This window comes from Enterococcus columbae DSM 7374 = ATCC 51263 (genome assembly GCF_000406925.1).
GTDB classification, from domain to species: Bacteria; Bacillota; Bacilli; order Lactobacillales; family Enterococcaceae; genus Enterococcus_E; species Enterococcus_E columbae.
Map to the genome: position 1 here is coordinate 626,573 of NZ_KE136347.1, position 25,451 is coordinate 652,023.

Here is a 25,451-nt window from a genome sequence, read left to right on the forward strand (position 1 = left end):
ATTGCTGATGTTGGCTTGTGGTTCACTACACTAGGCGGTAAATATCCGTGTTTAGACTTATACTAGGATGTAAATTGCCGTAGAGTGAAAATCTTTCTCTAAGAAATTTAGTCGAAAAACTATATAATAGAAATGAAATTTCAATTTTAAAGATTTTGTAAAACCAGTTGGAACGGTTGATTTAATAACAATTGTGCATGTTTTGTTGCTTATTAAATATCATAGACTACGTTTTCAATAATACTAGTATCCATTACATCATAATGTATATCAGTAAGCAAATCAAGTATGATTACTCCAGAATTTTTGCATACAGAAGCTCCGTCCGTATTTTTTAATTCTTTATGAATAGCTTTTTTCAAGTAGCTAATGGCTCTTATTTATCATCTATCCTTTTGATTCATCAAAATCTACTAATATCACATTATTATAACGTGAAAGTGCTATTGAGAGAGATAGTCCTATACATACCCAATACCAACAATAGTTACTCTCTTTTTAAACTCCGTTCACATTTTTGTTTGAAAGGTACATCGCTAAAACGCTTAAAATGATAAACGAGATAATCCCTGTACCTAAATAGATAATTGAATAACTTGTTTTATCGAACAAATATCCTAATAATGGATATAAAGCGAGCGAAAAGAAACCAACCAACGTATTAAAAATAGAAAAAACAGTTGCTCTCATACTATCTTCCAAAAGAATATTTAACTTCTCACTTATATATGGATACACTAGGTCAACTAAAATATTAATCATAAAGAATCCTACTACTGATAATATTTTTTCTGATGATGAAAGGAAGAAAATTCCCATCAAAAAACAAGCGACTGATAATGTAAAGAAAATTCTAAAATGAGCATTACCTAAAAATCTTGATATATACGCTCCCAAAACCCCAGCCAATGTTACACCAGCTATCAAAACAGAAATAATCTCTTCTTTAAATCCTATTTCTAAAAATGCTCCTTGTATAAAGGTAATCATAAAATTAGCATATAACATCAAAAATGTTAAAAATAATACCAAATAAATTACAACCTTGGAACAACTCAAAAAATCTATTATTTCGTGAAATTGTTCTCTGATGTTAAATTGTATTTTATTAGCCTTTTTTCCTTCTATATTTCTGTTATCTATTTTAATAATCATTAGACCTGCTAAAATATAAAAAATACATTGTAATAAAAATACAGCTGAAAAATAATTACTAAAAATAATGCCTCCAGACGCAGTTGCAATAGCAAGAACTATCAATCCAATAATTTCTGCATTCCCCAAAACTTCAATAAATTTCTTTTCTTTCTTTTCTATTTTTAAAGTTTCAAAGATAAGTGACTCATCCGTACCACTAATTAAAGCACTTCCCAAAGAATCTAAAGAGAAGAGAAGGAGAAGGGAAATATAATTATCCATACTCATTAGAGGTAATAAAAATAACAAAAAAGAAGAGATGCTACATAAAAAAGCTCCTACTGAAACAACCGTACTTTTTCTAAAGCGATCCGCAATTATACCCGACGGAATTTCAGATATTAGTTTAACTAGATTATACACTGTTTGTATTGTCCCAAACTCAAGCAAATTTAACCCTAGCTGCATGCAATATAAAAGTAAAACTCCTCGCGAAAATCGTCCATTCATAAAAAATCTGTATAGATAAAACCTCCAAGTCTTATCTTTAAATTTAATAAACATAATCAACATTCCTTTAATTTCAGTTAGTACAGTTAGCTACTGTCAAAGCCTCAATAATAATCTTGGAATCAGCCACAATAAATCTTTAAAAATATCTCTATGAATAATCTAGTAAAGCAGTATTTCTTCTATCTTTATTGCAGATTACTTCTAAATCTTCTGACGTATATAGAGACGATAACGGTATCCGAACTGCTTCTTTTGAGATACCAGAATCAATTATTGCCACCTTTACATCTTTTGTAAACTGAGCCTGAGGATTAATTTTGGGATAATATAAAGATGTTCCCCATCCAGCTTGTTGGTGATTGATTTGAAATCCTGTAAATTGCCCAATTGGATTAGAAGTTAGTCCTTCTCTATATACTAATGCAAATAGAAAAGTAGTTAGTATTAAAAAATTACCTAGTAAAAATAAGATTTTTTTCATAGTTATAGCTACCTCCTAATAACAAAAACCAAGAGGTTCTCGAAAGGATAGACAACCTCTTGCAATAAATTACTTACTTGTGTGTATGCCAATATGGACTATGTCCGATTTTCGGAAAACAATTTCTATTTAAATCTGCACGACATTAACGCCATTCAGTTTTTTTATAATTGATTCATATACACATTGTGCTACAACTGATATTGCCATGTTACAATCAGAGGTAATAAAATTTTTTGGTCCCCATCCACTATCATCTAATAAATTACTGTTTCCTTGTTCTAAAGCATTTTTTATCATCACTTTAATCAAAGCAACTTCACTTGGTTTAGCATTAGGAAATTCATTATCTGGTATTTTCAAAATTTCCTCATAACTATATAATTTCTCTTTTTGAGAAGCATCATCAATCATCTCTTCAACCTTTACTTGACTTTCCATCATTTCACTAATTACATTTGTATTCATATCACTATGATTTTCTTCTGCAAAAATCACATTTGTGCAGAACATTGACAAAACAAATATGCCCAAATAAAATATTTGTTTCATTTTTTATTCTCTTTCATATGTATTTTTTTTGAGTATTTTTAAGTAAGAAGTACACCGGACTCACCCGCGTTCTATTAAATATTACTAACTTTTATTTTCCCAAAAACATTGTCTTAAAAATCTACTTTGATTGTATTCTACTTAATATTCAGCAGCAAAAACAGCGATTACAATTTTATTTTAAATAAAGCCTTTCAAAAGAAACATTCTCTGGTTATTTATACTGATAACAACAAACGAAAAAAATTGAACCTATAGTATTCTTTCATTAAATACTATATTTGATAATCATTGAGCGCTTTATATTAACTCTTTTTTATTAAATTTAAAATACCATAATTTATTCTCAAAAATTGTTCTATGTCACAAACAACAATTTTCATGTAATAAAATCCTTATGTGTATAAAATTTTATGAATAGATACTTTGTTATACTGTATTTTTTATAATTAACTCATTAAAAACTATATTAATATACTTTTGATGAAAAATAAAAATTATTTAAACAAATTACGGTAAGAACCCATTATTTTCCTTATACGATAAAGTTATTCTTTTTTTCACATTTTGAATCACTTAATTAAATAATATTCCAGCTAAATACTATTATTCAGCCGGAAACATAATGGCATACTATCTTCTTATTTTAAATCTCAAAATAGCTTCAATTAATTCTACCTCTATAGATTCCTTCATGTATGAATCTAGCTGATATGAATTGGTTCCTGATACTTTACGTGTACTATAGGTATTTATTAACATACTATATTGTCTAATAATCATATCAATTGAATCCTTATCACCTGATATTGCTAATTCAATAGTAGATATTGGTAAATTCATCACATTATTTTTCATAGTTTTATCCCCTATTTTCCAACCGATATCTTAGCTTCTTTAATGCCTTGTTCTTTAAAATAGAAATATTTTGAGAAGTCATACCCATTTTCTTTGCAATATCTGCACACGTCATCCCATATATGTAATATGCAAATAATATTTCTATAGAACGTTTATCTAATTTCAACAATTCCTCTAACAGATATTCACCTTCAAAGTCAAAAACAGCAAAATTTTGAGTATAATTTTGTAATAAATCAATTGGTAATTCATGTTCAACTCTCTTTTTATGACCTACAATCATCTTACAGGCAGTTCGTTTAATTACTTTTTTGCAATACGAATCAAACTGATACTTAATTATTTTTTCATATTCTTCCATGTATTTTCTCCTCATTCAATACATTTTCATTGAAAGAGTTCGAACAATTCACCCCTCCTTTACAGGTCTTTCATCCTTTCAACAACTAAATGCAGTGACAAGAAGATTTTGAGAGCGTTTTTTTAATTTTCACGAAAAAAAAAGCACTTATCTCCTAAATCACGGAAAGATAACTGCTTTTAAAATAGATAATATATTATGAAATTTAGAAAACTTTTCAACATCTAAATTCAATAATGATATGTTCGTTATTAAGGTACAACCAAAATAATTTTTTTAAATAAAAAGTGATTAAATTAAACTATTACGATATAATATTTTTATACTTTATTAATATCTAGAAAGTAGTTAAACTCAATTTAATAGATTGAGGAGTTTTAAACATGGATATTAATTACAAATCGATAGGAAAGAGAATCAAAATCGCTAGAATATCAAAGGATGTCTCTCAAGAAAAATTAGCAGAATCAGCAGGCATTAGCACTGTGCATTTAAGCAATATAGAAAATGGTCATTCAAGACTAAGTATTAAAACCCTGATTAATATAATTAATACTTTAGAGATAACTGCTGATGATGTCTTAGCCGAAAATATCTCTGCTACAAGAAGACAGGACCTGTATGAAATGTCTCTTCTCTTTGAAGACTGTACTGATAAAGAAATACATTTATTATCAAGTATCCTGCATGCAACTAAATCTGCAATTAGAGAAACAACATTCTAACATTATTGATTTCCGATTCCTTATACGTTGAACATTATATAGGAAATCTACTATGTAAATAATAAAATGCAATAAACAACCGTGTATGTGTCATGTAATGCATTTTATATGAAGGAGCAATATAGATGTTAAAAATAGCAGTATGTGATGACAACCAAGAATTTACAAATTATTTTGAGGAGATCATTGAAGAGATTTATCCAAACAATCAATTCAGTATTGATGTATTTAACAGTCCGATTAGATTGGTAAATGTAATGAAGAATAATAATTATGATATCTTTTTTCTAGATGTCGAAATGCCTGAAATGAATGGTGTTGACTTAGCCAAACAAATTAGAGATTTCGATGTCAAATCCTTTATAATCTATTTAACTAGCTATTCTCAATATATGAAGGAGGTATTCAAAGTTAATACATTTGATTACTTACTAAAGCCGATTAACAAACAGGAATTGGTAAGCACTCTAGAACGAATTATTAAAATAGTTAATGCTAGCTTTACCTATTTTAAATACCGTAAAGGAGGTAATCTTTACCAAGTTCCCTTCAGTAATATCATTTACTTAGAAAAAAATGGTAGATATACTATTTTGCATGGCAGCTCTATTGAAGAAAAATTTATTATGACAACCGATGAATTAATTAGTCAGTTGGATGAGTCTTTTATCCAAGTTCATAAATCTTTTATAATAAATTCCAGATATATTGAGATATTAAGAAAAAATATTGTTGAATGCCGATTAACTGATATATACTCTCAGAGTTACATCCAACTTCCATTAGGTAGAAAATACAAAGAACAAGCTCGTGACAAAGTATTTAAACTTTTAGAAAACCAAACGTGATTTAACTGTACTCATGACTTTCTATGAACGAAACTATGTACTCAATTTATTGAAAGGATTAATGTATTGTGACAGTTTTATTTTCATTTATATCCAGTGCAGTAGATATAGTTCTCTTTTCTATAATTTCTAACAAAAGTTTAATAAAAAAAATTAAGAAACATAATTTTATATTTTCTTGTCTAATATTAATTATAGGAAATATAAATGTACTAACCAATCTTTTATCAAATGCTTATCTTATACCATTTGTAAACTTCATTTGTATGACTATTTTTTTACTGACATTGAGTGTATATCTTAATAACTCATTCCGAGATACAGTTGTACTTACAATACTATTTATGTTCTGCAGCTTGTTTAGCGAACTTATATCAGGCGGCATTCTATCTTTTGTACTGTCTGTTGATTTATTAAATCTAAATTTTTATTCACATCTATTACTGATATTAATTAATTTTCTAATTAAATTTATCGTTATATTAATCATTATAACTATTATTAACAATATCCAGATGTGGAACATCACTGAAATATTAATATTATTGAGTAGTACTACATTTTCTATAGTAATATTAATTGTGTATTCATATTTACTATTTATAAAAAATTCTAGTTTTTCTTCTACTTATCATTTTGTATTTTTTTCTGTAATAGTTATTCTCTTAAATTTAAGTACAATTAGTCAGTTTTATATTTTGAAACTATTACAGAACCAAAGAACAGAAAAAGAAAATATTGAGCATGAAATCAATACCTATAAAACGGTCATAAATGATAGTATAGAATCACAAACAGTATTTGAATCTATTCTTCATGATTTCAAAAATAGTATTATCTTAATCGATAAATATGTAAGAAACTCAGAAAAAACTAAAGCTCTGGAGTATATACAACAGTTTCAGTCAGAAATTACCTATATTCATGAAAAACAACTTCATATTTATACGACAAACGAAGATTTAAATTACCTTCTCATAGCAAAAAAATTTTATGCTAACAGCCAAAACATCTCAATGAATATAGACTGCTTTCTAACGGATAATTCTTTAATCTCAACAGATATAATCGTTGTAATTATCGGAAATCTAATCGATAATGCAATTAATGCATGTATCAATGATGATTTTACCTCTGAAAAATATATTAGGTTAAAAATTAAACAAGTAGATGATAATCTTCATATTATTGTTCAGAACTCTATTCCATCAGAAGTTACTGAAGAGAATTTAATAGACGGGATAGGTATAAAAAATATTAAAAAAATTGTAAATAAAAATAACGGTTTTTACAAAAGAATCCTCAGAGATTGCGATTATACAGTCAAAATCATTCTTTGGGGAAAAAACAATAAACTTTCTAATATTTAAGATAGGAGAACATATAATGAATAGCTTTATCAAGAAAAACATTCTAAAACAACTAAAAAAACTAGCAAAAATCACAGCGTCATCTTCAGTTAATTTTTCATGTGCCCTTTTTTTTGGACAAGAGAAAATTCCTGAAGAAGTTAAAAAATTAAGAAAATTCTAATATGAAAATACTAGAATTTTTTACTCAAAAACTTATCAGAAAATTAATAAAATATCAGTTAATTTCAGATCAAGATGTTAACCTGTATAGCTATGGTATCAATCTATTATTAAGTTATTTACTTAATTTGTTTACGATTTTATTAATAGGACTATTGGAGAATAAATTTATTGAGACAATCTTTTTTACCGCTATATTTGTTTTCATTAGAAGTTACTCTGGTGGACTTCATTTTTCAAAATTTATATATTGTTATATAGGAACTGTTATAGTAATTAGCTTATTTATTCAAATATATAAATTTTCAATACCCATAACAATTTTGAATACTATTTTCTTTTTAATTTCTTTTATTCTTTTTATAATTAATCCAATGGATAATAAAAATCGAAAATTTGATAGTATTGAAAAAAAAGTATTTTCCAAAAAATCAAAAAGAAATATTATATTAGTATCTATATTTTATCTATTGTGCTTACACCTAACATTTTTTCAAGTTACCTATATAATTTTTTTAGCTAGTCTTTTTAATCTAATTAATATTTTGCTAGCCAAAAGTATAAGCAAGTATAATATAAAAATCTTTCTATAAATATCTATCAGTATTGATTGTAAAAAGTATTTGATAAGATAATATGAGTATAAAAAAGCCTGAATACTATGAATTATTTCAAATAGAGTAATATTCAGGCTTTTTAAGTATTATTATACATAATACACTTTACAAAATATACAGATTTTCTATAAGCGTTAGATAGCTTAACGTTCTTTCATCCTCCTTTGAATTTAGGTGGTATTAAGCTATCAAAAATTTAAAGGAGGTTTTTGCATATTTCAATCACAAATTGTACCTGTAAATCTTAGTAACAATTAGAAAAATCAAAAAGTTGATCTTACGCAAAAAAACTGTAGGCATATATTAAAACTTTATCAGAAACAAAGATACGGTTATTTCAAGGTGTATCGCTACAATTAGCACAAATATTTTTAGAGAAGCTATAATATGCTCGTTGATTTTACTAGAGTCAAAAATGTCTTTATCGTATGCGGAGAATCATTGATGGATTAGCTAGTATCGTAAGCGTTAAATAGCTTATTTACCATGAGTAGAAACCATCCAAGCAAATAGTAAATAAGTAAAAAAAATCTCCGAAGTCAATTTGAAGACTTCAGAGATTGTCAATATACCTCGTTATTGAGCATTTACCTTCATTGAAATATCCAATTCAATATAAAACTTTTATTTTTGAATTACTTTACTAAAATACATTTTGATTAGTCGCCTTCTCTCCTACTAATTAACATACCACTTACTTATTGGAATTAAACTATATTTCTAAAATAAAACAAACAAAAATAATGATTAATGCTATTTGTAGCCCAATCCACACACATTTTCCTAAGAAGTTATACGGATTGATTGTAAAACCAACACCCATTACTTTAGGAACAAAAAGTGGTCCTTTTTCTCCTATTTCCTTGTAATACTTTTTAGTAATAAAATATCCTATAGAAGTTATTAATAATGTTAATGCTATTCCTGTAGCACCAAATAGTTTAGTAAAAAACATATTTTTTAAATAAGTCGAGATGAATAACATTACTATGTCTAAAACCAAAGCTATCACAAAAACAATTGTATACTTTTCAATTTTCATCAGAATGTATCCGCTCCTTTGTGGCAAAAAACTACGCCAACATTGTATTCAATTTAATTTTATTAGTAAATCTTGTATTAATACTTTCTTCGAGCTTACTGTAATTCTCTTTTATGCATTTTTGAATTTTTTTATTTTGAAATAAATAAGCACAAGATTGACAATGATGTGCAAACTGTGGAATTTCAATAGTAGGATCCCAAACTTTCACTTGTTTTAATATATTGATTGGACCATCTATAAACAACCATTTTTTCATGAAATCTTTTTTTTTGATTATCAAAAGCAGTAACCAGATTAATATCATCAAGACTTCCTAAATGCATTTCAGGAAGATAATTTAGTGTTAACCCACAGCAGGCAATATACTGACCGTCTGGATGTAATCCAACAAAATTAAATAAATTATTACATCCATGTTCAACTTCAGTTTGCTCGATACAATCAAAATCATATTTTGTATCTTTATGAAAAGATACCCAAGCAGCACTAATAACAGTAAGCAAACCGTCCACATTTTCTTCTTTCATTTTTAAAAATAAAGGATGCTTATACAAATCTTCAGTGCTGAATTTCATTGACTTGTTAGATTCTACTGATATAACAGTACTAATTCCTAATCTTACACTCTCTAACGCAGCTATCATAACTCGATCAAATGGGACAAATTCTTGATGATTATCTCCTGTAGATATATTCAATTCAGCTAAACCAGCTTCTTTCAGTTTTTTTAGCTTAACATGAGCTATTTCATCACTTGTTGCCCAATAACCATTACTTACAATCCTCGAATACAATCCTTTATTTTTTGCATATTGTAAACATTGATACAGTCTATCTTTTAAAAGAAATGCTTCACCTCCCGTCCATACCATATATTTTACTGTACCTAAAGCTGAGATTTCATCAATAAACTTAAATATTTTCTCATCACTTAAAATCAAATCTCCCTTTGGTGAACAATTAAAGCAACACTCTCTACAAGCCGCACTACACTTATTTGTCAAAATAACAGCTGTTGAATGTGGATAAAACTTTTCTACATATTCATTCATCATTAAAGAACTACCTTCTCACCATTTTCTAAACTAGTAAAAACGTCTAATATCTCATTTGAAAAATCAACTCCGCCTAACTTGTTGGCAATCCTTACACAACTCTTGAATGTTTCATTACGAAGCATATCTAATGGTCTTAGTTTTACTTCATCAGATTCTTTTAATAAAAGATATACAGCTGCTGCAACTACAGCTTCAGCAGCTGCTGCAACCAATGTGACCGCAATAGCTCCGCCGGCAACCACTGCATTAATATCGGTATATACATTACTATTTGACTTAAACCACCCCATTCTAATATTACTCTTTGGTGAATTGTTTTGTAATTAAATTATATCGTTTTGAATTAGATAAACAATAAAATCTTTTTTATTACCTTCCAAACATATATCTCTAAAATGACTATCTTGCATTAATTCTAAAAACTTTGCATTAACATCATCTATACTAGACTGAAAGTTGCTATCAGTATTAATTGCCGCTTCGATATATAGACTATCTTTTTCAGTTCGATTTTCAAATAAACTTTCTCTCACTTCAATCTTATTCATGATTTATAATCTCCTTACTTTTAACTTTTTACACATTTTTTATACTTTGAATTGAACAAAATCACTAATACATACTCACACAAGAATTCTACAAATAAAAAATATTTTTTGATAATTAACATTCTATACTCAGCAAATGATTCATTAAACTAATATTAAATTTTTCAATATATGTCTAGTAATAAAATCTAAAACATTTCCATATATCATCTCCTACCTTCATATAAATTTTTTATATGCAGAAGTTTTTTCTTGTATCTCATTTCTCTTTCTCCTTCCAATTTTGATTCATTTCAAATGTATACTAACGATCTTTTTGGCTCCAAATAAAAGAGAGATTTCTTTATATTTTGAACCTAATAAAACTTTACAACATATATACTCTGAATTTTTTAATATGTCATCAACAACACTTACATTGTTAAAAAAAGCACATTTTTTATCATTTCTTTATTTATAATTCATAAACAATACAATATTTGAAAATAAAACATCAATTCTAGAAACAAATTTCCTAATCATTTAATGGATAAAACAATATAGTAATATAGATGAGATGAGATTAAATTTATGTAAACAAATGAAATGGAAATCTCTACAAACTTCTATTTATTTTATATACACAAATTAAATATTCAAAAAATTACTTTATTCACAAATAAAATTATTAAAGATATTTATAACCAAACTACGTAACATAAAATTTATTGATTAATAAGTGAATAAGTAATAGAATATATTTGTCATTTATACTCAGCAAATGACAAAAGAGGAAATTAACAATGAAAATAGATATCCAAAAATTATGTAAAAAAAATAAGTACACATTAATTCTATTAGCCATATCAATCATTATACAAACACTTATTAGTTCAATTTTTCCTTATCTAACAAAATTTATAATTGACGATATTTTGATAAAAAAAACTCTACACACATTGAATAAGCTAAGTATATTGATTGTATTTTTAATTATTCTCAACCTAAGTTTTAATGTGCTCATTAGTTATCTATGTTCCAAATGGACACAAGACGTTATTTTTAGTTTAAGACAAGAGATTAGTCAGTTTTTCTTTAATAGAATAGACACTCCTAAAAAAAATGGGTTATTTATCAATAGTATATTATCAGATTGTGAATTAGTCGGAAGTCAGTTATTGAATATTCTATTGAATGGTTTACCAAATATTTTATTGACTGTAATTTATTTGATAATTTTACTTTCACTCAATAAATTTCTTGTATTAATCACTTTTTTTCTTTTCCCTTATTTTTTATTATTTCATTTGTTACATCAAAAAAAATATTCACTCTCTCAAAGACTTTACAGTCACAAAAAGACACTTTATTAGAATATCTAAATGCTCACGTCAGAAATAAACTTCTTATTTATCTATATGAACTAATTATCGAAGAACAAAAAAAATTTAATGAGCAGATTAAGATTATAAAAAAAAATACTATACACGCCAATACTATTTTATCCTTCTTAGGTACTCTATCAGGAGTAATCACTATTATTATTCCTTTGTCAACATTATTGATTGGAAGTTACTTAGTCATAAATGATAAAATGAGTATTGGAACGCTAATCACTTTTAATAGTTATACAACTTTGATATTTTCACCACTTAGTAAAATATTGACTATCCCTACAAATATTTCTCAATTAAATGCTTCTATTGAGAGAATAGAAACAAACGTTTTACCAACCTCTTTTGTTCACAATGGTACATTCGCAAAAGAAAAGCTTGAAGACGATCAAATAATTTCGATACACAATTATCTACCTTTTGTTGAAAATACTGCACTATTCACTCGTCCTCTGTCAGTTTGCTTTAAAAAGGGATATATATATCGTATAATTGGAAGAAATGGTATTGGAAAGTCATTATTCCTACAAAGTATTATTCAATATTATACAAATTATAGTGGTAATATACTCGTTTCTAAAGATTCTTCTATTTCATATGTTCCTCAAGAAAACTTTTTATTTGATGGAACAATAAAAGATAATTTAACCAAAGGTTTATCTAATTACGATGAACAAGATTTATACAATTTTATGAACCTATTTAATTGTAAATTAAAACTGAATCAAGAAGTCCATTCCTATTCTCTGAAATTAAGTAGTGGTGAATTACAAAAAATTAAATTAATCAGAGCCTTATTAAGTAAGCCTGATATTATTCTATTAGATGAAGTATTTGCCAACATGGATCAAACTACAATACAAACATTGATAGATTATTTGTTAGCAAATAATCTTACCACTATTTTTATATATCACGGAGAATTAAGTAGCGAAATAGATAATTTGAATTTTCAAATCATAAACTTAAACAAATATACAGATGGGGAATAACATTTTATTAAAACAACATTTGTATTATAAATTTTCTCACATGATTGAATTATTAAATAAAATTAACTAACTTCCGTTATTTCGATTGAGTTAATACAGGAATATATTTAAAAAAAGGACGCAAGCGTCAATAACAAGATATATAGATTGTCTTTAGTCCTCCAAATCCTACTGTATTCAAACAGAAGATTGGAGGATTTTTTTGATGAAACAACCTATTTTCCCCTAAAGTTGCCCAAACATAGCACTCAACACTTCAAGCAACAAACCACATTAGAAAGCAACAAAAATTGTGCACATTGCTCTATGTGAAATGCGTAAAATCACTACTAATCACATAAGAACGGATTTAATTTTAATTACACGTATGGTGCTTGCTATAGAACATAAAACAAGAAGTATACCATGTGATTGTTGTAAGAAAAACGGCGAAGGGAAAATCAAGAAATCAAAAGTACCTGATCTCTTATTGAACAACAGATGCTTCAAACGATTCTGCGTGATACCATCATTCATATTGACGAAACGACCTATCGTGTCATCCAAGCAGAAAATGAAAAAGTAAATTTCTGGATATTTTATAATGGAAACATGCACTTCATCCAGCTTTCTTCTATCATTTTTATCTTGACAGGGGTGAAAAAGCCATCTCTTCTATCGTTTAATCATTCACATGGACTGCACACACTGATGATTATGACTATTCCCCTAACAGAAAGTCCGTTATCTAGCCCGTGTTCGTAGATATTTCATAGAAGTAGATTGAAACAAGCTCAATGGAAAAGAAGCCCTCGCAACTGGATTTGTTAAAAAGTTGGGGATAATCTTTCATCTAGATGCTTCCTATGCCAAACTAGATGCCGAGCAACGAAAGCTGTTACGGATTCAAAAGTTAACGCCTAGATTAGAACAATGGTATCAAGCCTTGGAAAAATACCGAACGAGAAGGACAACTTTATATAGAATTTTTGAATATGGTAGACTTTTGAATTGACCAATAATATAGCAGACCGTGCGGTAAAAGAGATTGTCATAGGAAGGAAAAATTGGATATTTTCTGAATCAGAACAAGGGACTAGGCTAGGACAAATGTAGTCTATCATACTGCAGAATTGTCCGTGGAAATATTTAGAGTAGTTGCTTACGTAAATAAAGAAAGTAAAAACCACCATCCAAGAAGATTATGCACAATTACTACCATGAACAATAGATGACCAAAATATTGTAAAATTAGGCCATCTGTATCTCTATTTATCAAAAAAAGAAGCCTGAATGCTATTCAATTTGAAAAAATGATAGCACATCAGGCTATTTGGCGTACACTCACCCTCCTATATGACTCTTACTTATTCACTTGATTTAAAATAAAATCAACGTTGCATTGGAAAGACTTTTCGGTTATTCCCACAATGAGTTCAGATAAAGATGCTTGGCAATGCCATACTTAAATAGTATTTCCAGGAATATTTTAAAGAAATTTTTTTTAAAATTGCAATTCTTAAAAACTTTGATAGCTTTGAGTTGCTTGACTTACTGTCGGATAGAAGTGTTAAGCAATCAGGATAATACGCTTTTGATTGTTTGTTAACATTTAAGATAACACAAATAAACCTTTCTTTTCTACTTCTAAAAACGGATAAGTCAATTGATTGTAGATTTCATGTACTAAGTCAGATATTAGGCCAGACAATTGTTTGGCTTTTGAATTAATCAAATACTTCCTTTTATGACAAAGAGCCAAGATAATAGCCACCAGTTTAGTTGAAAGACTGGCGGCTAAAACTAATCACTATTCAAATTGTATAATAACATTTACACTGAGTCAGGACTCCAAACTCCTCCTGCCTCAACCTGAAAAAGATTAAAAGAATTAGATTCAATGGCTAAGCGAACATACACTTTACCATATTTTGCATATTTTTCATATGCATAATTCGATATCTTTTTACTTTGTCCAACTAACACATTTACCTTTGGAGAATCAACTTCCGTACCGTCTGACATCTGTACCCAAGATCTTATTCCACCTTTACCACAGTAATCTAATTTGATATAAGCAGAAGTTTTATCTTGTTTTTCACGATTTTCTGTGTAAAAGTTTCCTTGAGCTCTAGGCAAGATACCACCCCAGTCAGTGTCAGTATGATTATTAGCCAAAACAAATCCACCTAATCCCAAAAATATAATCGCGCTTACCACAAAAATTGACAACAACTTCTTCATCATATAAACCTCCTCCATATTTTGGTTTCGCTTACATCATACTGCAATTTTAAATTTTTTCAAGTATTTTAATTATTCTTTTATTGTGATATCATGGAACCAAGACATTTAGATGAAAGGTGTAATTTTATGAAATCTCGTACCGTATATTTTCGTTTTTTATTAATCTTTTTGTTTAGTTTGTTACTCAACTCAATACAGTATACAACGACTAATCCTTGGAAGATAATGGATATCCCTCAAAATTTCTTACATTATACTTTGCTATTTGATACCATTGGCAATGGCTCTCAGCTATATTTATTTTGCTTACCTCTACTTGCTTGTATAGGTGGATCTTATCTTTATTCTTATAATCATATCAGTCACTTTGATCAAATGTGCTATGCTCGAATTGGAATAAAGAAATATTTACGAAAAATTTATATAAGAACGTTTTTCTATTCAGGTATCAGTGGCGTATTACCTTTGTTACTCAGCATGTTATTTGCTATAATGATTAATCCGTATTTCCAAAAAATAAGTATTACTAGCAATTATCCCATCATTGATAATCATTCTTTTCTTGCCAATCTATACGATTCATCTCCAATTTTTGTCATTCTTTTCTTAGTCATCAGTTTATTTGTATATAGTGGTCTACTAGGTTTGCTAGGAATTGCTTGTGCTAGTATTTATAATAAAAAACATATTGATATTTTCTTACCCTTTGTACTATTGATTGTCTTTTATTTTATCGTTTCTTTACTTGGACAGCCTGAATTTGCGTGTAGCATTTTTTTTCACGTAGGAATCAGTGGCGGTTTCCCAAATACACTTATCGGTATGATTAGTAATTTCATTTTACTTTTTACTGTTGTACTAGCTATCCTAGTTAAAAAGGTGAATGCGGATGATTTATAAACGTTGGAAAAACTTGACTATCATTGTTCGAGTCTTCGTTCTACTGTTTACTTTGATTATCGCTGGGTACCATTGCTACTACTGGTCGCAACCACATAATGAGAACACTTACTTTTTTAATAGGATTTATCATTATTTTTGGATTCAATTACCCTATATTGTTTTTGGTGCATTATTGTTCCAAAAACACACTGCTTTCGATATAGCTCGTAAAGGTTTATATCATTTTTATTTAAAAAATATCATGACATTACTAAAGCTAGCCGTTCTCTATCCATTGTTACCTGTGATACCTTGTCTAGTATGGAATCATGAGCAGCCGCCTACACTTATTCTAGGTATCTACCTTGCTTGTGTAGCAAATTTACTACTATTAAATAGTTTGATTTTATGGATAGGCAAAATTATCAGAAGTTCCTTTTTAGGCAATAGCTTGTTAGTCATCACTCTTTTAAGCATTCAATTGATATTCAGAGCCAATAGTCCTACTTTTGATCAATTCATCAATTGGCTTAATCCTGAAGTCATTGATAATTTCTCACAGTTACTATCAGCTAGTTTACTAAATATCGGACTTTCGTTTGTTTTCTTAGCTTTCTACGTTTTCACTTGTATGAGGAGTGATTTTATTGATTCAACGATTTAACAAAGAATTTCATCATTTCATACAATTACTTAGTAAAAATTCGATTTATCGCCTCATGGTTGCTATATTTTTTATTATTGTGAACTATCTTTCCACAGTATATTTTGAGCGAATTCCTAGATCGTTACTAAGCTATATGCCTGTTTATAAAGCAGATATTAGTGCAATCCTCAATCAGCAAGTTTTTGAGATTTTACTCTTATTAATCGGTCTACTATTTCCAGTAAACCTCTTCCATACTTTTCTATTTGAAGATAATGCTTTTTTTCTGATTAGAAAGAACTATCGAGAGTACCATTTCATTGCTTGCCAAATACTACAATGGATTTATTGTATCATTTACCTTGCACTATGCGTCCTTTTACCGCTCATACTGAATGTTTCGACAGTTAGATTAGATGGTTGGTTTATCTACTCTGTGATGCTACTAGTATTATTATTTAATGTATGTCAACTTTGTTCGATGTTTCATACGCTCTATCTTGGCTATACAATTAGTCTTAGCTATTTGTTGCTATTAGCCATTTTTTCAAGACAGATATTAAATCACTTCTATATTACTCTAATCATACAAATCGGACTACTCACTCTCATAACCATTTATGCTTATCACAAATATCAAAATTACGAATTTATTTAGGAGGGATGGAAATGAGTTATATTGAATTAAATCACATATCAAAAACAATTAAAAGTAAACCCATTCTCAGTGATATTCACTTAAATTTAGAAAAGGGACATATTTATGGAATTATTGGTTCTAACGGTTCTGGAAAAAGTATGTTATTTCGTGCAATTTGTGGATTTATGAAATTAGACCAAGGAGAAGTTAAAATCAATGGTCAACAAGTCAAGTTTGGCGAAGAATTACCTGTATCTACTGGGCTTATTTTGGAAACGCCCGGCTTTATTCTCCATCAAACTGCCTTAGAAAATCTGCGATATTTGGCAGAAATGGATAATGCTTATAATGAAGATTTGATTTTTCAAGAATTAAAATATTTCGGACTGTATGAACATCGAAATGATAAAGTAAAAAATTATTCACTAGGAATGAAGCAAAAATTAGCAATCATTCAAGCCATAATGGAAGATCAAGAATTACTGCTACTAGATGAACCTACTAATGCTTTAGATAAAGAAAGTATTGAACGTTTTCAATCAAAAATGTTGCAATTAAAAGAGAAAGGAAAAACACTCCTGATAGCTACCCATGACGATCGAACATTACAAGGGATAACGAATGAACTCATTGAATTAAGTCAAGGAAAAATTGTCAAAAAATGATAAAATAAACTAACAACCACCGTTAAAATATGGAATACTGGTGGTTGTTAGTTTATTTTTCTACTGTGCCTTTTCTATTGCTTTATCAGTTTGTCCAAACTCTATCTGCATATTGATTTCTTGTTGCTTTTTCATTAATTCATCTAGCTTTTCTTGTTCTGGGAAGTCTTGTTGACTAATATGCTTTGCTTCTTCAAATTGCTTTTCAACCAATTCTAGCTGTTGTATTTGTTGATTCAGATTTTTTTCAATAGATTTAGCAAGATTCACCAATTTAGCAATATTTCCCGTACCATTTTGCACTTCAAAATAGGCAACATAAGACTCTTTGCCTTCTAAAATCAGCTGAGTATTAGAAAATATACCTTCACTATGATCAAATCCTTTACGTAATTTTACGGTCAATCCTCGATATTGACCTACTTCTACTTCCGGCTTATCTAAAGTCAACAATGATTCCAGTCTATTCATTTGTTCAAATGCTTCTGTATATCCTTTGACGCATTGATTATGAATAAGCATTTGAAATTCAGACTGTGGATGTTCCATAATTTTCTCATTATCTTCTTTCATAGCCGTAATGCTCTTTTTTAATTTTTCTATTTTTGCAGGAAAACTATCTAATTCATCCATTAATCGGCTACGATCATTAGACCAACGCATACGAATCATTTGTAACCTTGCTACCTCATTGTCAATACTCATTTTTTCTTGCAACATTGGATTATTAGTGGCTACTGCCTTTACTTCTGCTGCTGTCAAAATCTTATCATCAATATCATCCATCGAACGATTGATATTATTTCCAGTCATAACCTGTGTAATATAGGTTAATTTTTGCTCTTGTATTTGCCATAGATAACTGTCAAAAGTCCCTTTCGTTACATATCTAAAAATTGAGACGATACTATTTTCATTTCCTCTTCTTAATATTCTTCCCTCACGTTGCGTTAAATCACTTGGTTTCCATGGACAATCAATATGATGTGCTGCAATTAATTTATTTTGAATATTTGTACCGGTGCCCAATTTCTGTGTTGAACCTAAAATCACTCGAACAACACCATGACGCACTTTATCAAATAATTCATCTCGTTGTTTATCTGTTTTGGCATCATGCACAAAGGCAATTTGCTCTGCTGGTACACCCTTTTCAATTAACTGGTCTTTAATTTCATCATATACATTGAATACTCCAGCTTTGGGAGTTCCACTATCAGAAAAAATAATTTGTGCTGATGACTTATCTTGTGTTTTTTTCCAAATTTCAAATACTTTTGACGTACAAATACATAATTTACTGCTTGGATCTCGTTGGATAGCTGGATTAATTAACCTTGGATCAATAGCCATCAATTTCGCTTCACCAGTAAGTTTAAGCATATTATCCGTATCCGGAGAAACTTCTTTTGCACGAATCGCTTCTGCTCGTTGAACAAATTCATCCATCATTTGTTGCTGAAAATCGGTAGCTTCAGTAACTATCGTTTGTACTTTACCCGTTTCTAAATCAGGCACGGGTAAATCCAACATTTCTGCTGTTTGAATATCCGCAATTTCATAAAACATATTTAAAAGTTCTGGTAAATTATGGAACTTAGAAAAGCGATTTCTCATCCGATAGCCGCCACCTTCAGGAGTGATTTCTAATGATGAAACAACTTGGCCAAACGTTGATGCCCAATTATCAAATAGCATCAAGCCTTTTTCTTCCAATACATTAGGTTGTAAGTATCTTTGCATGGTATATAGTTCACTCATACTATTACTAATTGGCGTACCTGTGGCAAATACAACATTCTTGCCATCGTGCATTTCTTGAATATATCTCACTTTGGCTAACATATCGCTAGCACGTTGAGAATTTGAATTAGATACTCCAGCAACATTTTTCATTTTGGAATAAGCAAATAAATTTTTGTAGTTATGTGCTTCGTCGATAAATAAAAAATCTACCCCAGTATCTTCAAAATAGATAACTTTATCTCTTTTTTCATCATTATTTAGTTTCGATAAACGAATCATTAATTTTTGCCTGAATGCTTCAATCTGTTTAATTGTCCAACGCTCTGCATTTTCTTTTTTCATTTGCTCAATGGTTATTGTTAATTCATCAATTTCACGTTCAATCATTTCTTGCTGGCGTTCAAGAGTTAAACTGATACGTTCAAATTGAGACATACCTATAATAATAGCGTCATAATCTCCAGTAGCAATTTTAGCAACAAATTCTTGCCTTCGACTTTTTTCAAAATCTTTTTTCTCCGTGACCAAAACGTTAGCATTAGGATAAAAGGTTAATATTTCTTTCGCCCATTGCTCAGTTAAATGATTAGGAACGACATACATAGGCTTATTGATTATCCCCATTTGTTTTAAATACATACCAGCAGTTAACATTTCTGCTGTTTTTCCAGCCCCTACCTCATGAGCCAATAAAGCAGTTCGATAATAAATGATCCTAGCTACGGCATTTCTCTGGTGAGGGAATAAATCAATATCCGCATTCATCCCGTCAAAAATCAAATTAGAACCATCATATTTTCTAGGAACAGTCGTATTAAATAGTTGATTATAAATATCCAATAAATAGGCAGTTCGTTTACTATCCGCAAATAACCAGTGCTGAAATTCTAATTCAATCTCTGATTGTTTTTGTCTAGCATACATAGTTTCTTCTGGATTAATCACATAGCGAATTTTATCTCCATCAACAACTCTGTCATTAACTGTAGATTGCTGTAAATTCAAAGAATCTTCCAAAATATGTAGACCACTTCTTCTTGTCGTTCCATAAGTATGTTTGGCTAACGTCGTATAACTTAACCGTGATTTTCCATGAATGCGCCATACACCTGTTAAAGAAATATGCTCAACTTTAATGCTATTTTGTAAATATCTAGGCACATCGAACAACTCATGAAAAAATTCATTATAAATCTCAACTGGAATCCAAGAAGAACCGATTTGAAATTTTATATCTCCAGCAAATAATCTAGGAGGTTGGCATTGTTTTAATGCTTCAATATTTTTAGATAAACAGTCCTTTAGTTGTTCATTTTCACACATTGTAAAAATTGCTTCTGCTTGTTTAAGTTTTTTTGCAACATTTCCTGTTAGATACTCATCAGATACCTCCCAAGCCTCTAGATATTCTTCAGGAGCAAGTGTATATTCCGTTAATTTCATTGGATTTAAATATATTTGACTGTCTAATTCATTGATGATTTCAGCAATTGTTTTAGGATAAATTGAACAAATAAAATGAAAGTCCACACGCCCCCTTTTTCCCATTGATATGGTCAAAGCTTGTACTGCATCAGTTGCTTTGGATATTTCCAATATGGGACGTACAGTCGGTTTGAAAAAAATACTTGCTTTTTTTACACTGCCATCTTTTTCTACACGTTCAATGGAAGTAAGTAATGGGTATTTTTTATCTCTTTTTAGAATGGTATTTGCCGGCAAATGATTAATAGCGCCAAATTGCTTAACAAACGAATCATAAGTTGTATTTAGTTCTGATAGAGCTTCTCCAAATATCTGTTGATCAAAATTTTCATTCCTCTGTATTTCCAGAACGGTTTTAATTGCTTCTCTCAAAGGAATCATTTTCTGTATAATAGCTTTTTGTTTGGACGGAACTTCCTCATACTCTCCATTCATTTTGTAATAAAAAATTCGATTCCCACTTTCAAAATACGTAAATTCTTCTGTATCAATTGGGATAGTAATTTCTTCTTTTTTAGTTATCTCGCTAGTTAATACTGACTGATTTTCTGATACATAATATCTATCCGATGACTGTTTTGAGACTATATCAGCTAAAACGGTATCTAACTGTTGCATAAAAGTGTCTGTGTTTCCTACTACATCTATAGTCAAACCATGAAAGTTTTTAACTTTTACCTCTCCTAAAATATACTCCGGATGTTCAAGAAAATACTGATTAATATATAGTCCTGGAAAATCTGGATGAGGAACAGCTTCTAACCAACTAGGCATGCTTTCTTGATGAATCATTTCTTCGTACGTTTTTTTCTGAAAAATGAGAATATCTGACACCACTTCAGTGCCACTATTCTTAAACACATGATTAGGTAAACGTAATGCACCTACAAGATTCGCCCTTTTAGCAAGATATTCTCTTGCTTTTTTCGTTCGTTTATCCATAGTTCCCGTTGATGTGATAAATACGAGATAGCCTTTTGGCGCTAATAAATCAATGGATTTAGCCATAAAATAATCATGAATCTTAAAATTATACTGTTGGTATTTTTTATCTAATACCGTAATATCACTGAAAGGAAAATTTCCTATGACCAAATCTACTTTATTTGACAATTCCACATTTTCAAAACCAGTTTGCAATATTCTCGATTCTGGATATAAATACTTAGCCATTTTACTCGTAATTGTATCAATTTCTACTCCAATAAGGTTTGCTTGTGTCATTTTTTCTGGCAAATTTGCAAAGAAATTTCCTGTACCCATAGCAGGATCTAGAATGCTACCTTGACTAAAATCTCCCAAATGAGATAAATGTTCATAAATTTTCTTAATCACCTCACTTGGCGTATAAAAGGCTGTTAATACAGAGCTTTGTGCTGCACGGTATTCTTCTGGTGTTAATAGTTGAGCTAATTGCTGATGCAACGCTTGCCAGTCAGAATTGTCTACTTCAAAAATCTCTGGTATCCCACCCCATCCAGAATATTTTGCAAGAAGGACTTGTTCTTGCTCAGTAGCCGCTCTTTGCTCTTGTTCAAGTTGTTTTAGGCACTGAATTGCCTGTAAATTGGCTAAGGCTTTTTCTTTCTTACTACTAGCATAGGAAACTGTTTCTTTTGGATGATAATTAGAAGAAGTAACCACTAATTCATTTTTTGAGACTTTTCCATCTGATAACTCAAGTGAATCGTCAAAAGTTGCAAATAAATCTAACTGTTCATTATCTGAACGAGTATCTGTCGAAAGATTTTCCGTATCACTGAATTGATCGACCGCTATTTCGAGTTCGCTATCTTCAATTGATTCCTGCTCATTATCATCCATTGTTGGTAACAGCTCTTCATCAATTGATTCCACTACATTTTGTTTATTAGATTGTTTATCTAGCCAATTTTCATACGCTTCTAAAGAAAGGTAACTTTCCCTATCAATTAAAGTTTGAATTGTTTTTTCAACTATTGGCCATTTTAATAGTATTTCTTCACAATTTCGTTTAGATAATCGAATTCCTTTTGCATCATGCATTTCCATTGACGATTTATCATCAGAAATAGCGGGAGCCTTGCCACCGATACCAAATTCATTTTTCAAAAAAGCAACTCGCTTTTCTCTATTAGCAGTCGATTGAAAATAATGATAAATTCGATAATTTCCGGATTCAAAACCAGAACCTGAGAGCAGTAGCCAATCAATCTCATCTTGTGTAATAAAAGCAGTTGGACTATCTAGTTTTTCAATAGTTGAAGTAAACGAATGTAATGGACTACTTAGACTCTCCAATCGCCAAAAAATTGTCTCTAAATCACTTCTAAAACGTAGAACTTGTTCCCCGTCATAAAAGGCTTTTAAAAGATTTTTAAAAAGACTAGCAAATTCCTTTCTTTGATCCACATTCGTAAGTATATCAAGCACAATTTGTTTTGATTTTGAAAATATAGTTTCACTACAAAAAGCGGGAAAAGACGCAAAAAATCTACTTTTTGTATCATTAGCAAAATCAATGAACACAATCGCTTCTGCTAAACTTTCAATTTCTTCGTCAATAAAAGATTGCACTTCTTGTTTTGTTGCATAAAGACCTTGTACGATTAACCGATTGATAATCGGCAGTATCTCTTGCCAAGTTAATTGTAAGTCAGCTTGATACATGGTCGTTTGCGCCATTGAAATTTTTAAACCATTCTCATCAAACCAAGCTGCGTATTTTTGACCATTTAATTCAAAGCCATTGCCATGATGATAAATTTTCTTTAAAGACTTTAAAAAGTCTTTTTGATTTTCATCAACAAATGCAGCTGCCATTAGGACTTTCATTCGATGCTTCTCTGTATTTCCACCATGAATTAAAAAATATTCAATAACTTCCAAATCGATTAAGCCTAAATCAAGTCTCTCTTGCTCAGTTGACACAAAAGAGGATATTGAGTGGTCCTCAATATCCTCTTTATCATTTTCTATATTTCGTTCAGGGTGTCTAAGTTGACGTCTATTTTCATAATCGGAATCATTTGTATCAGATAATCCACTACTAGCTCTTCTGTCCTCTGATGGATCCAATAATTCCATTCGATGACTTTCTGAAACTCCTCTTCCGGTGGACATGGGTTCTTGGTTACTAATTCTTGACGAATGACTGTCGCTTGTTCCGTTGCTTGATTCTCTTTTTCCTCCAGAAACGATTGAATTGTCTGATTGCAAATCATCTCGAACAGAAGTGGCCGATTGTTCTCGTAAAGATACGTCCAAACCACTTGTGCGTAAATTCCTAGATTCTCTAAATTCGTCTGTCTCTGAGCTGTCCAATTTAGGTCGTCCATCGTTGTCATTTCTACTCCATATTTGTCCTTCATTTTTTGCTTCCTCCTTTAATTGTTTTTGGTATTGTTTCTCATACTTCATTGCTCTGACAAGAATCTCTTGAGATAATACTGTAACCAATTGGCCAATTGCAAACATATTTTGAAGGGAATCATTCGGAATCATGTCAATGATTGGTTGCGTATGTTCCCATTCAGTTCTATAAATAATTTTTGCCAAAATTGAATCAATAATAAAAAATTGATACTCCCGAAAAATATTATTGGTCTGCTTATCAATGACATGATTTACTGTTTTTTCCACGAAATCTTCTATACTTAGATTATCAACGCTACTCTCTGCTTTAAATATCTCTTGCAACAGTTGATTTAATACTTGGTGCTGATTTTGACCAGAAAAAGAGAATACTTCTAATTGCTTGCCATATGTCTGAGAAACATCAAAATAATGTTTAGAAATGATAGGTTGCGTCTTTCCTAACTGCCCTACTAATGTTGACTTTTCTCCTCTACGCACATAACGATAATATTTCTGCCAATCATCAAATGTGGCAACATAAGTAAATGACTGGTTCAAATAATACAATTGAGTGGTTTCTTCAAAAGAAGTCTTATACAATTGACTACTAAATTTTAGATACTTCTGCCAAGTTTCAACATCTCGAAACACAAATTGAACAGCTTCCTTCATCTGTGTAATTAAATCCACTTTACGCATCAAATCATCCTTTCAAATTAATAAGATTTGAAAGTTGGTACTTCTTGATTCTATACGCTTCATCCCATCGAATCATTCAATAGCATTATACCCAAATAATACATTATAAATCATGGATTGTAAACCATGATGATATTTTTGTACTTTTACTATAATATAGATGGTGGAGGTTAACAACATGGATCAAGAAACATTTAACCAACTTTTATTAGAAAATAAAGAACTCTTAAAACAATTTCTACAAGAAAATTTGCTTACACGAGATAACGCCTCTCAAATAACGAAGCAATCTACTCGAGCCTTTGAACAAAGTGTAAATACTCATATTATCCAACCATTTTATTCTGTAAAGAAAAATGGGAGACAAATTTTTAAACTTTATTTAAAGCAAGAAATGGAAACCTATGCGCAAAGCAAACGAAAGATAAATAAACAAGCTAAAGAGTCGTAACCTTATTTGATAAGCTGTTACTGCTCTTTAGC

General features: G+C 29.8%; 21 protein-coding genes and 2 pseudogenes. 12 read left to right on the forward strand and 11 right to left on the reverse strand.

Going from position 1 to position 25,451, the window contains the following annotated elements; all coding sequences use genetic code 11:
• Window positions 1–498 precede the first annotated feature (498 nt).
• The 5 genes from RK02_RS02980 to RK02_RS03000 form a co-directional block, all read right to left on the reverse strand.
• Window positions 499–1,701, reverse strand: coding sequence for an MFS transporter (locus RK02_RS02980; RefSeq protein ID WP_016182763.1), 1,203 nt, complete (start codon window positions 1,699–1,701; stop codon window positions 499–501).
• 97 nt (window positions 1,702–1,798) lie between these two features.
• Window positions 1,799–2,131: a hypothetical protein gene (locus RK02_RS02985; RefSeq protein WP_016182764.1), complete on the reverse strand. Its 333-nt coding sequence runs from the start codon at window positions 2,129–2,131 to the stop codon at window positions 1,799–1,801.
• 129 nt (window positions 2,132–2,260) lie between these two features.
• Window positions 2,261–2,683, reverse strand: coding sequence for a hypothetical protein (locus tag RK02_RS02990; RefSeq protein ID WP_016182765.1), 423 nt, complete (start codon window positions 2,681–2,683; stop codon window positions 2,261–2,263).
• A gap of 633 nt (window positions 2,684–3,316) precedes the next feature.
• Window positions 3,317–3,541, reverse strand: a complete 225-nt coding sequence (locus RK02_RS02995) for a helix-turn-helix domain-containing protein (RefSeq protein WP_016182766.1) — start codon at window positions 3,539–3,541, stop codon at window positions 3,317–3,319.
• Between the two features lie 4 nt (window positions 3,542–3,545).
• Entirely contained in the window at window positions 3,546–3,905 is a 360-nt protein-coding gene (locus RK02_RS03000) for a sigma factor-like helix-turn-helix DNA-binding protein (RefSeq protein WP_016182767.1), read from the reverse strand.
• Window positions 3,906–4,288: 383 nt separating this feature from the next.
• Between RK02_RS03000 and RK02_RS03005 the strand changes: the two genes are divergently transcribed.
• The 5 genes from RK02_RS03005 (at window position 4,289) to RK02_RS03020 (ending at window position 7,603) form a co-directional block, all read left to right on the forward strand.
• The gene (locus RK02_RS03005) at window positions 4,289–4,630 is read left to right on the forward strand and encodes a helix-turn-helix domain-containing protein (protein ID WP_016182768.1); all 342 of its coding nucleotides are present in this window, start codon (window positions 4,289–4,291) and stop codon (window positions 4,628–4,630) included.
• Between the two features lie 125 nt (window positions 4,631–4,755).
• Window positions 4,756–5,478, forward strand: a complete 723-nt coding sequence (locus tag RK02_RS03010) for a LytR/AlgR family response regulator transcription factor (protein WP_016182769.1) — start codon at window positions 4,756–4,758, stop codon at window positions 5,476–5,478.
• A 698-nt stretch (window positions 5,479–6,176) separates the two neighbouring features.
• Entirely contained in the window at window positions 6,177–6,848 is a 672-nt protein-coding gene (locus tag RK02_RS12455) for a GHKL domain-containing protein (protein WP_245555684.1), read from the forward strand.
• Window positions 6,849–6,864: 16 nt separating this feature from the next.
• Window positions 6,865–7,011: a cyclic lactone autoinducer peptide gene (locus RK02_RS12050; protein ID WP_016182771.1), complete on the forward strand. Its 147-nt coding sequence runs from the start codon at window positions 6,865–6,867 to the stop codon at window positions 7,009–7,011.
• 1 nt (window position 7,012) lies between these two features.
• Window positions 7,013–7,603: an accessory gene regulator B family protein gene (locus RK02_RS03020; RefSeq protein ID WP_016182772.1), complete on the forward strand. Its 591-nt coding sequence runs from the start codon at window positions 7,013–7,015 to the stop codon at window positions 7,601–7,603.
• 736 nt (window positions 7,604–8,339) lie between these two features.
• Here the strand turns inward: RK02_RS03020 and RK02_RS03025 are convergent.
• From RK02_RS03025 to RK02_RS03040, 4 genes are all read right to left on the reverse strand, one after another.
• Entirely contained in the window at window positions 8,340–8,669 is a 330-nt protein-coding gene (locus RK02_RS03025; RefSeq protein WP_016182773.1) for a hypothetical protein, read from the reverse strand.
• Between the two features lie 185 nt (window positions 8,670–8,854).
• Window positions 8,855–9,727 carry a radical SAM protein gene (locus RK02_RS03030; protein ID WP_016182774.1) on the reverse strand — a complete coding sequence of 291 codons (873 nt, stop codon included), beginning with the start codon at window positions 9,725–9,727 and terminating at the stop codon, window positions 8,855–8,857.
• The gene (locus RK02_RS03035) at window positions 9,727–10,020 is read right to left on the reverse strand and encodes a hypothetical protein (RefSeq protein ID WP_016182775.1); all 294 of its coding nucleotides are present in this window, start codon (window positions 10,018–10,020) and stop codon (window positions 9,727–9,729) included. The genes RK02_RS03030 and RK02_RS03035 overlap by 1 nt, the downstream gene beginning before the upstream one ends.
• A gap of 33 nt (window positions 10,021–10,053) precedes the next feature.
• Window positions 10,054–10,278: a hypothetical protein gene (locus RK02_RS03040; protein WP_016182776.1), complete on the reverse strand. Its 225-nt coding sequence runs from the start codon at window positions 10,276–10,278 to the stop codon at window positions 10,054–10,056.
• A gap of 782 nt (window positions 10,279–11,060) precedes the next feature.
• Here RK02_RS03040 and RK02_RS12560 point away from each other — a divergent pair.
• The 3 genes and pseudogenes from RK02_RS12560 to RK02_RS12055 form a co-directional block, all read left to right on the forward strand.
• Window positions 11,061–11,851, forward strand: a pseudogene (locus tag RK02_RS12560) (ABC transporter transmembrane domain-containing protein); the annotation flags it as partial.
• The gene (locus tag RK02_RS03050) at window positions 11,852–12,643 is read left to right on the forward strand and encodes an ATP-binding cassette domain-containing protein (RefSeq protein WP_016182778.1); all 792 of its coding nucleotides are present in this window, start codon (window positions 11,852–11,854) and stop codon (window positions 12,641–12,643) included.
• 976 nt (window positions 12,644–13,619) lie between these two features.
• Window positions 13,620–13,723, forward strand: a pseudogene (locus tag RK02_RS12055) (IS66 family transposase); the annotation flags it as partial.
• 732 nt (window positions 13,724–14,455) lie between these two features.
• On the opposite strand, the gene RK02_RS03055 reads toward RK02_RS12055, so the two are convergent.
• Window positions 14,456–14,869 carry a hypothetical protein gene (locus RK02_RS03055; RefSeq protein ID WP_016182779.1) on the reverse strand — a complete coding sequence of 138 codons (414 nt, stop codon included), beginning with the start codon at window positions 14,867–14,869 and terminating at the stop codon, window positions 14,456–14,458.
• 126 nt (window positions 14,870–14,995) lie between these two features.
• Between RK02_RS03055 and RK02_RS03060 the strand changes: the two genes are divergently transcribed.
• The 3 genes from RK02_RS03060 to RK02_RS03075 all read left to right on the forward strand — a co-directional run bounded on the left by RK02_RS03060 (window position 14,996) and on the right by RK02_RS03075 (window position 17,702).
• A complete protein-coding gene (locus tag RK02_RS03060) occupies window positions 14,996–15,769 on the forward strand; it encodes a hypothetical protein (RefSeq protein WP_016182780.1) in 774 nt (257 codons plus the stop codon).
• Window positions 15,759–16,415, forward strand: a complete 657-nt coding sequence (locus tag RK02_RS03065) for a hypothetical protein (protein ID WP_016182781.1) — start codon at window positions 15,759–15,761, stop codon at window positions 16,413–16,415. The genes RK02_RS03060 and RK02_RS03065 overlap by 11 nt, the downstream gene beginning before the upstream one ends.
• A gap of 651 nt (window positions 16,416–17,066) precedes the next feature.
• Complete coding sequence (locus RK02_RS03075) at window positions 17,067–17,702, forward strand: ABC transporter ATP-binding protein (protein ID WP_016182783.1); 636 nt, start codon at window positions 17,067–17,069, stop codon at window positions 17,700–17,702.
• 60 nt (window positions 17,703–17,762) lie between these two features.
• On the opposite strand, the gene RK02_RS03080 is transcribed toward RK02_RS03075, so the two are convergent.
• The gene (locus tag RK02_RS03080) at window positions 17,763–24,968 is read right to left on the reverse strand and encodes an SNF2-related protein (protein ID WP_016182784.1); all 7,206 of its coding nucleotides are present in this window, start codon (window positions 24,966–24,968) and stop codon (window positions 17,763–17,765) included.
• A 178-nt stretch (window positions 24,969–25,146) separates the two neighbouring features.
• Here RK02_RS03080 and RK02_RS03085 point away from each other — a divergent pair, with 178 nt between their 5' ends.
• The gene (locus tag RK02_RS03085) at window positions 25,147–25,419 is read left to right on the forward strand and encodes a hypothetical protein (RefSeq protein ID WP_016182785.1); all 273 of its coding nucleotides are present in this window, start codon (window positions 25,147–25,149) and stop codon (window positions 25,417–25,419) included.
• Window positions 25,420–25,451 lie beyond the last annotated feature (32 nt).

Excerpts from the sequence above, each read along its gene's own strand:
- RK02_RS02980 (WP_016182763.1), bottom strand. The coding sequence starts at position 1,701 with ATGTTTATTAAATTTAAAGATAAGACTTGGAGGTTTTATCTATACAGA.
- RK02_RS02985 (WP_016182764.1), bottom strand. The coding sequence starts at position 2,131 with ATGAAAAAAATCTTATTTTTACTAGGTAATTTTTTAATACTAACTACT.
- RK02_RS02990 (WP_016182765.1), bottom strand. The coding sequence starts at position 2,683 with ATGAAACAAATATTTTATTTGGGCATATTTGTTTTGTCAATGTTCTGC.
- RK02_RS02995 (WP_016182766.1), bottom strand. The coding sequence starts at position 3,541 with ATGAAAAATAATGTGATGAATTTACCAATATCTACTATTGAATTAGCA.
- RK02_RS03000 (WP_016182767.1), bottom strand. The coding sequence starts at position 3,905 with ATGGAAGAATATGAAAAAATAATTAAGTATCAGTTTGATTCGTATTGC.
- RK02_RS03005 (WP_016182768.1), top strand. The coding sequence starts at position 4,289 with ATGGATATTAATTACAAATCGATAGGAAAGAGAATCAAAATCGCTAGA.
- RK02_RS03010 (WP_016182769.1), top strand. The coding sequence starts at position 4,756 with ATGTTAAAAATAGCAGTATGTGATGACAACCAAGAATTTACAAATTAT.
- RK02_RS12050 (WP_016182771.1), top strand. The coding sequence starts at position 6,865 with ATGAATAGCTTTATCAAGAAAAACATTCTAAAACAACTAAAAAAACTA.
- RK02_RS03020 (WP_016182772.1), top strand. The coding sequence starts at position 7,013 with ATGAAAATACTAGAATTTTTTACTCAAAAACTTATCAGAAAATTAATA.
- RK02_RS03025 (WP_016182773.1), bottom strand. The coding sequence starts at position 8,669 with ATGAAAATTGAAAAGTATACAATTGTTTTTGTGATAGCTTTGGTTTTA.
- RK02_RS03030 (WP_016182774.1), bottom strand. The coding sequence starts at position 9,727 with ATGATGAATGAATATGTAGAAAAGTTTTATCCACATTCAACAGCTGTT.
- RK02_RS03035 (WP_016182775.1), bottom strand. The coding sequence starts at position 10,020 with ATGGGGTGGTTTAAGTCAAATAGTAATGTATATACCGATATTAATGCA.
- RK02_RS03040 (WP_016182776.1), bottom strand. The coding sequence starts at position 10,278 with ATGAATAAGATTGAAGTGAGAGAAAGTTTATTTGAAAATCGAACTGAA.
- RK02_RS03050 (WP_016182778.1), top strand. The coding sequence starts at position 11,852 with ATGAGTATTGGAACGCTAATCACTTTTAATAGTTATACAACTTTGATA.
- RK02_RS03055 (WP_016182779.1), bottom strand. The coding sequence starts at position 14,869 with ATGATGAAGAAGTTGTTGTCAATTTTTGTGGTAAGCGCGATTATATTT.
- RK02_RS03060 (WP_016182780.1), top strand. The coding sequence starts at position 14,996 with ATGAAATCTCGTACCGTATATTTTCGTTTTTTATTAATCTTTTTGTTT.
- RK02_RS03065 (WP_016182781.1), top strand. The coding sequence starts at position 15,759 with ATGATTTATAAACGTTGGAAAAACTTGACTATCATTGTTCGAGTCTTC.
- RK02_RS03075 (WP_016182783.1), top strand. The coding sequence starts at position 17,067 with ATGAGTTATATTGAATTAAATCACATATCAAAAACAATTAAAAGTAAA.
- RK02_RS03080 (WP_016182784.1), bottom strand. The coding sequence starts at position 24,968 with ATGCGTAAAGTGGATTTAATTACACAGATGAAGGAAGCTGTTCAATTT.
- RK02_RS03085 (WP_016182785.1), top strand. The coding sequence starts at position 25,147 with ATGGATCAAGAAACATTTAACCAACTTTTATTAGAAAATAAAGAACTC.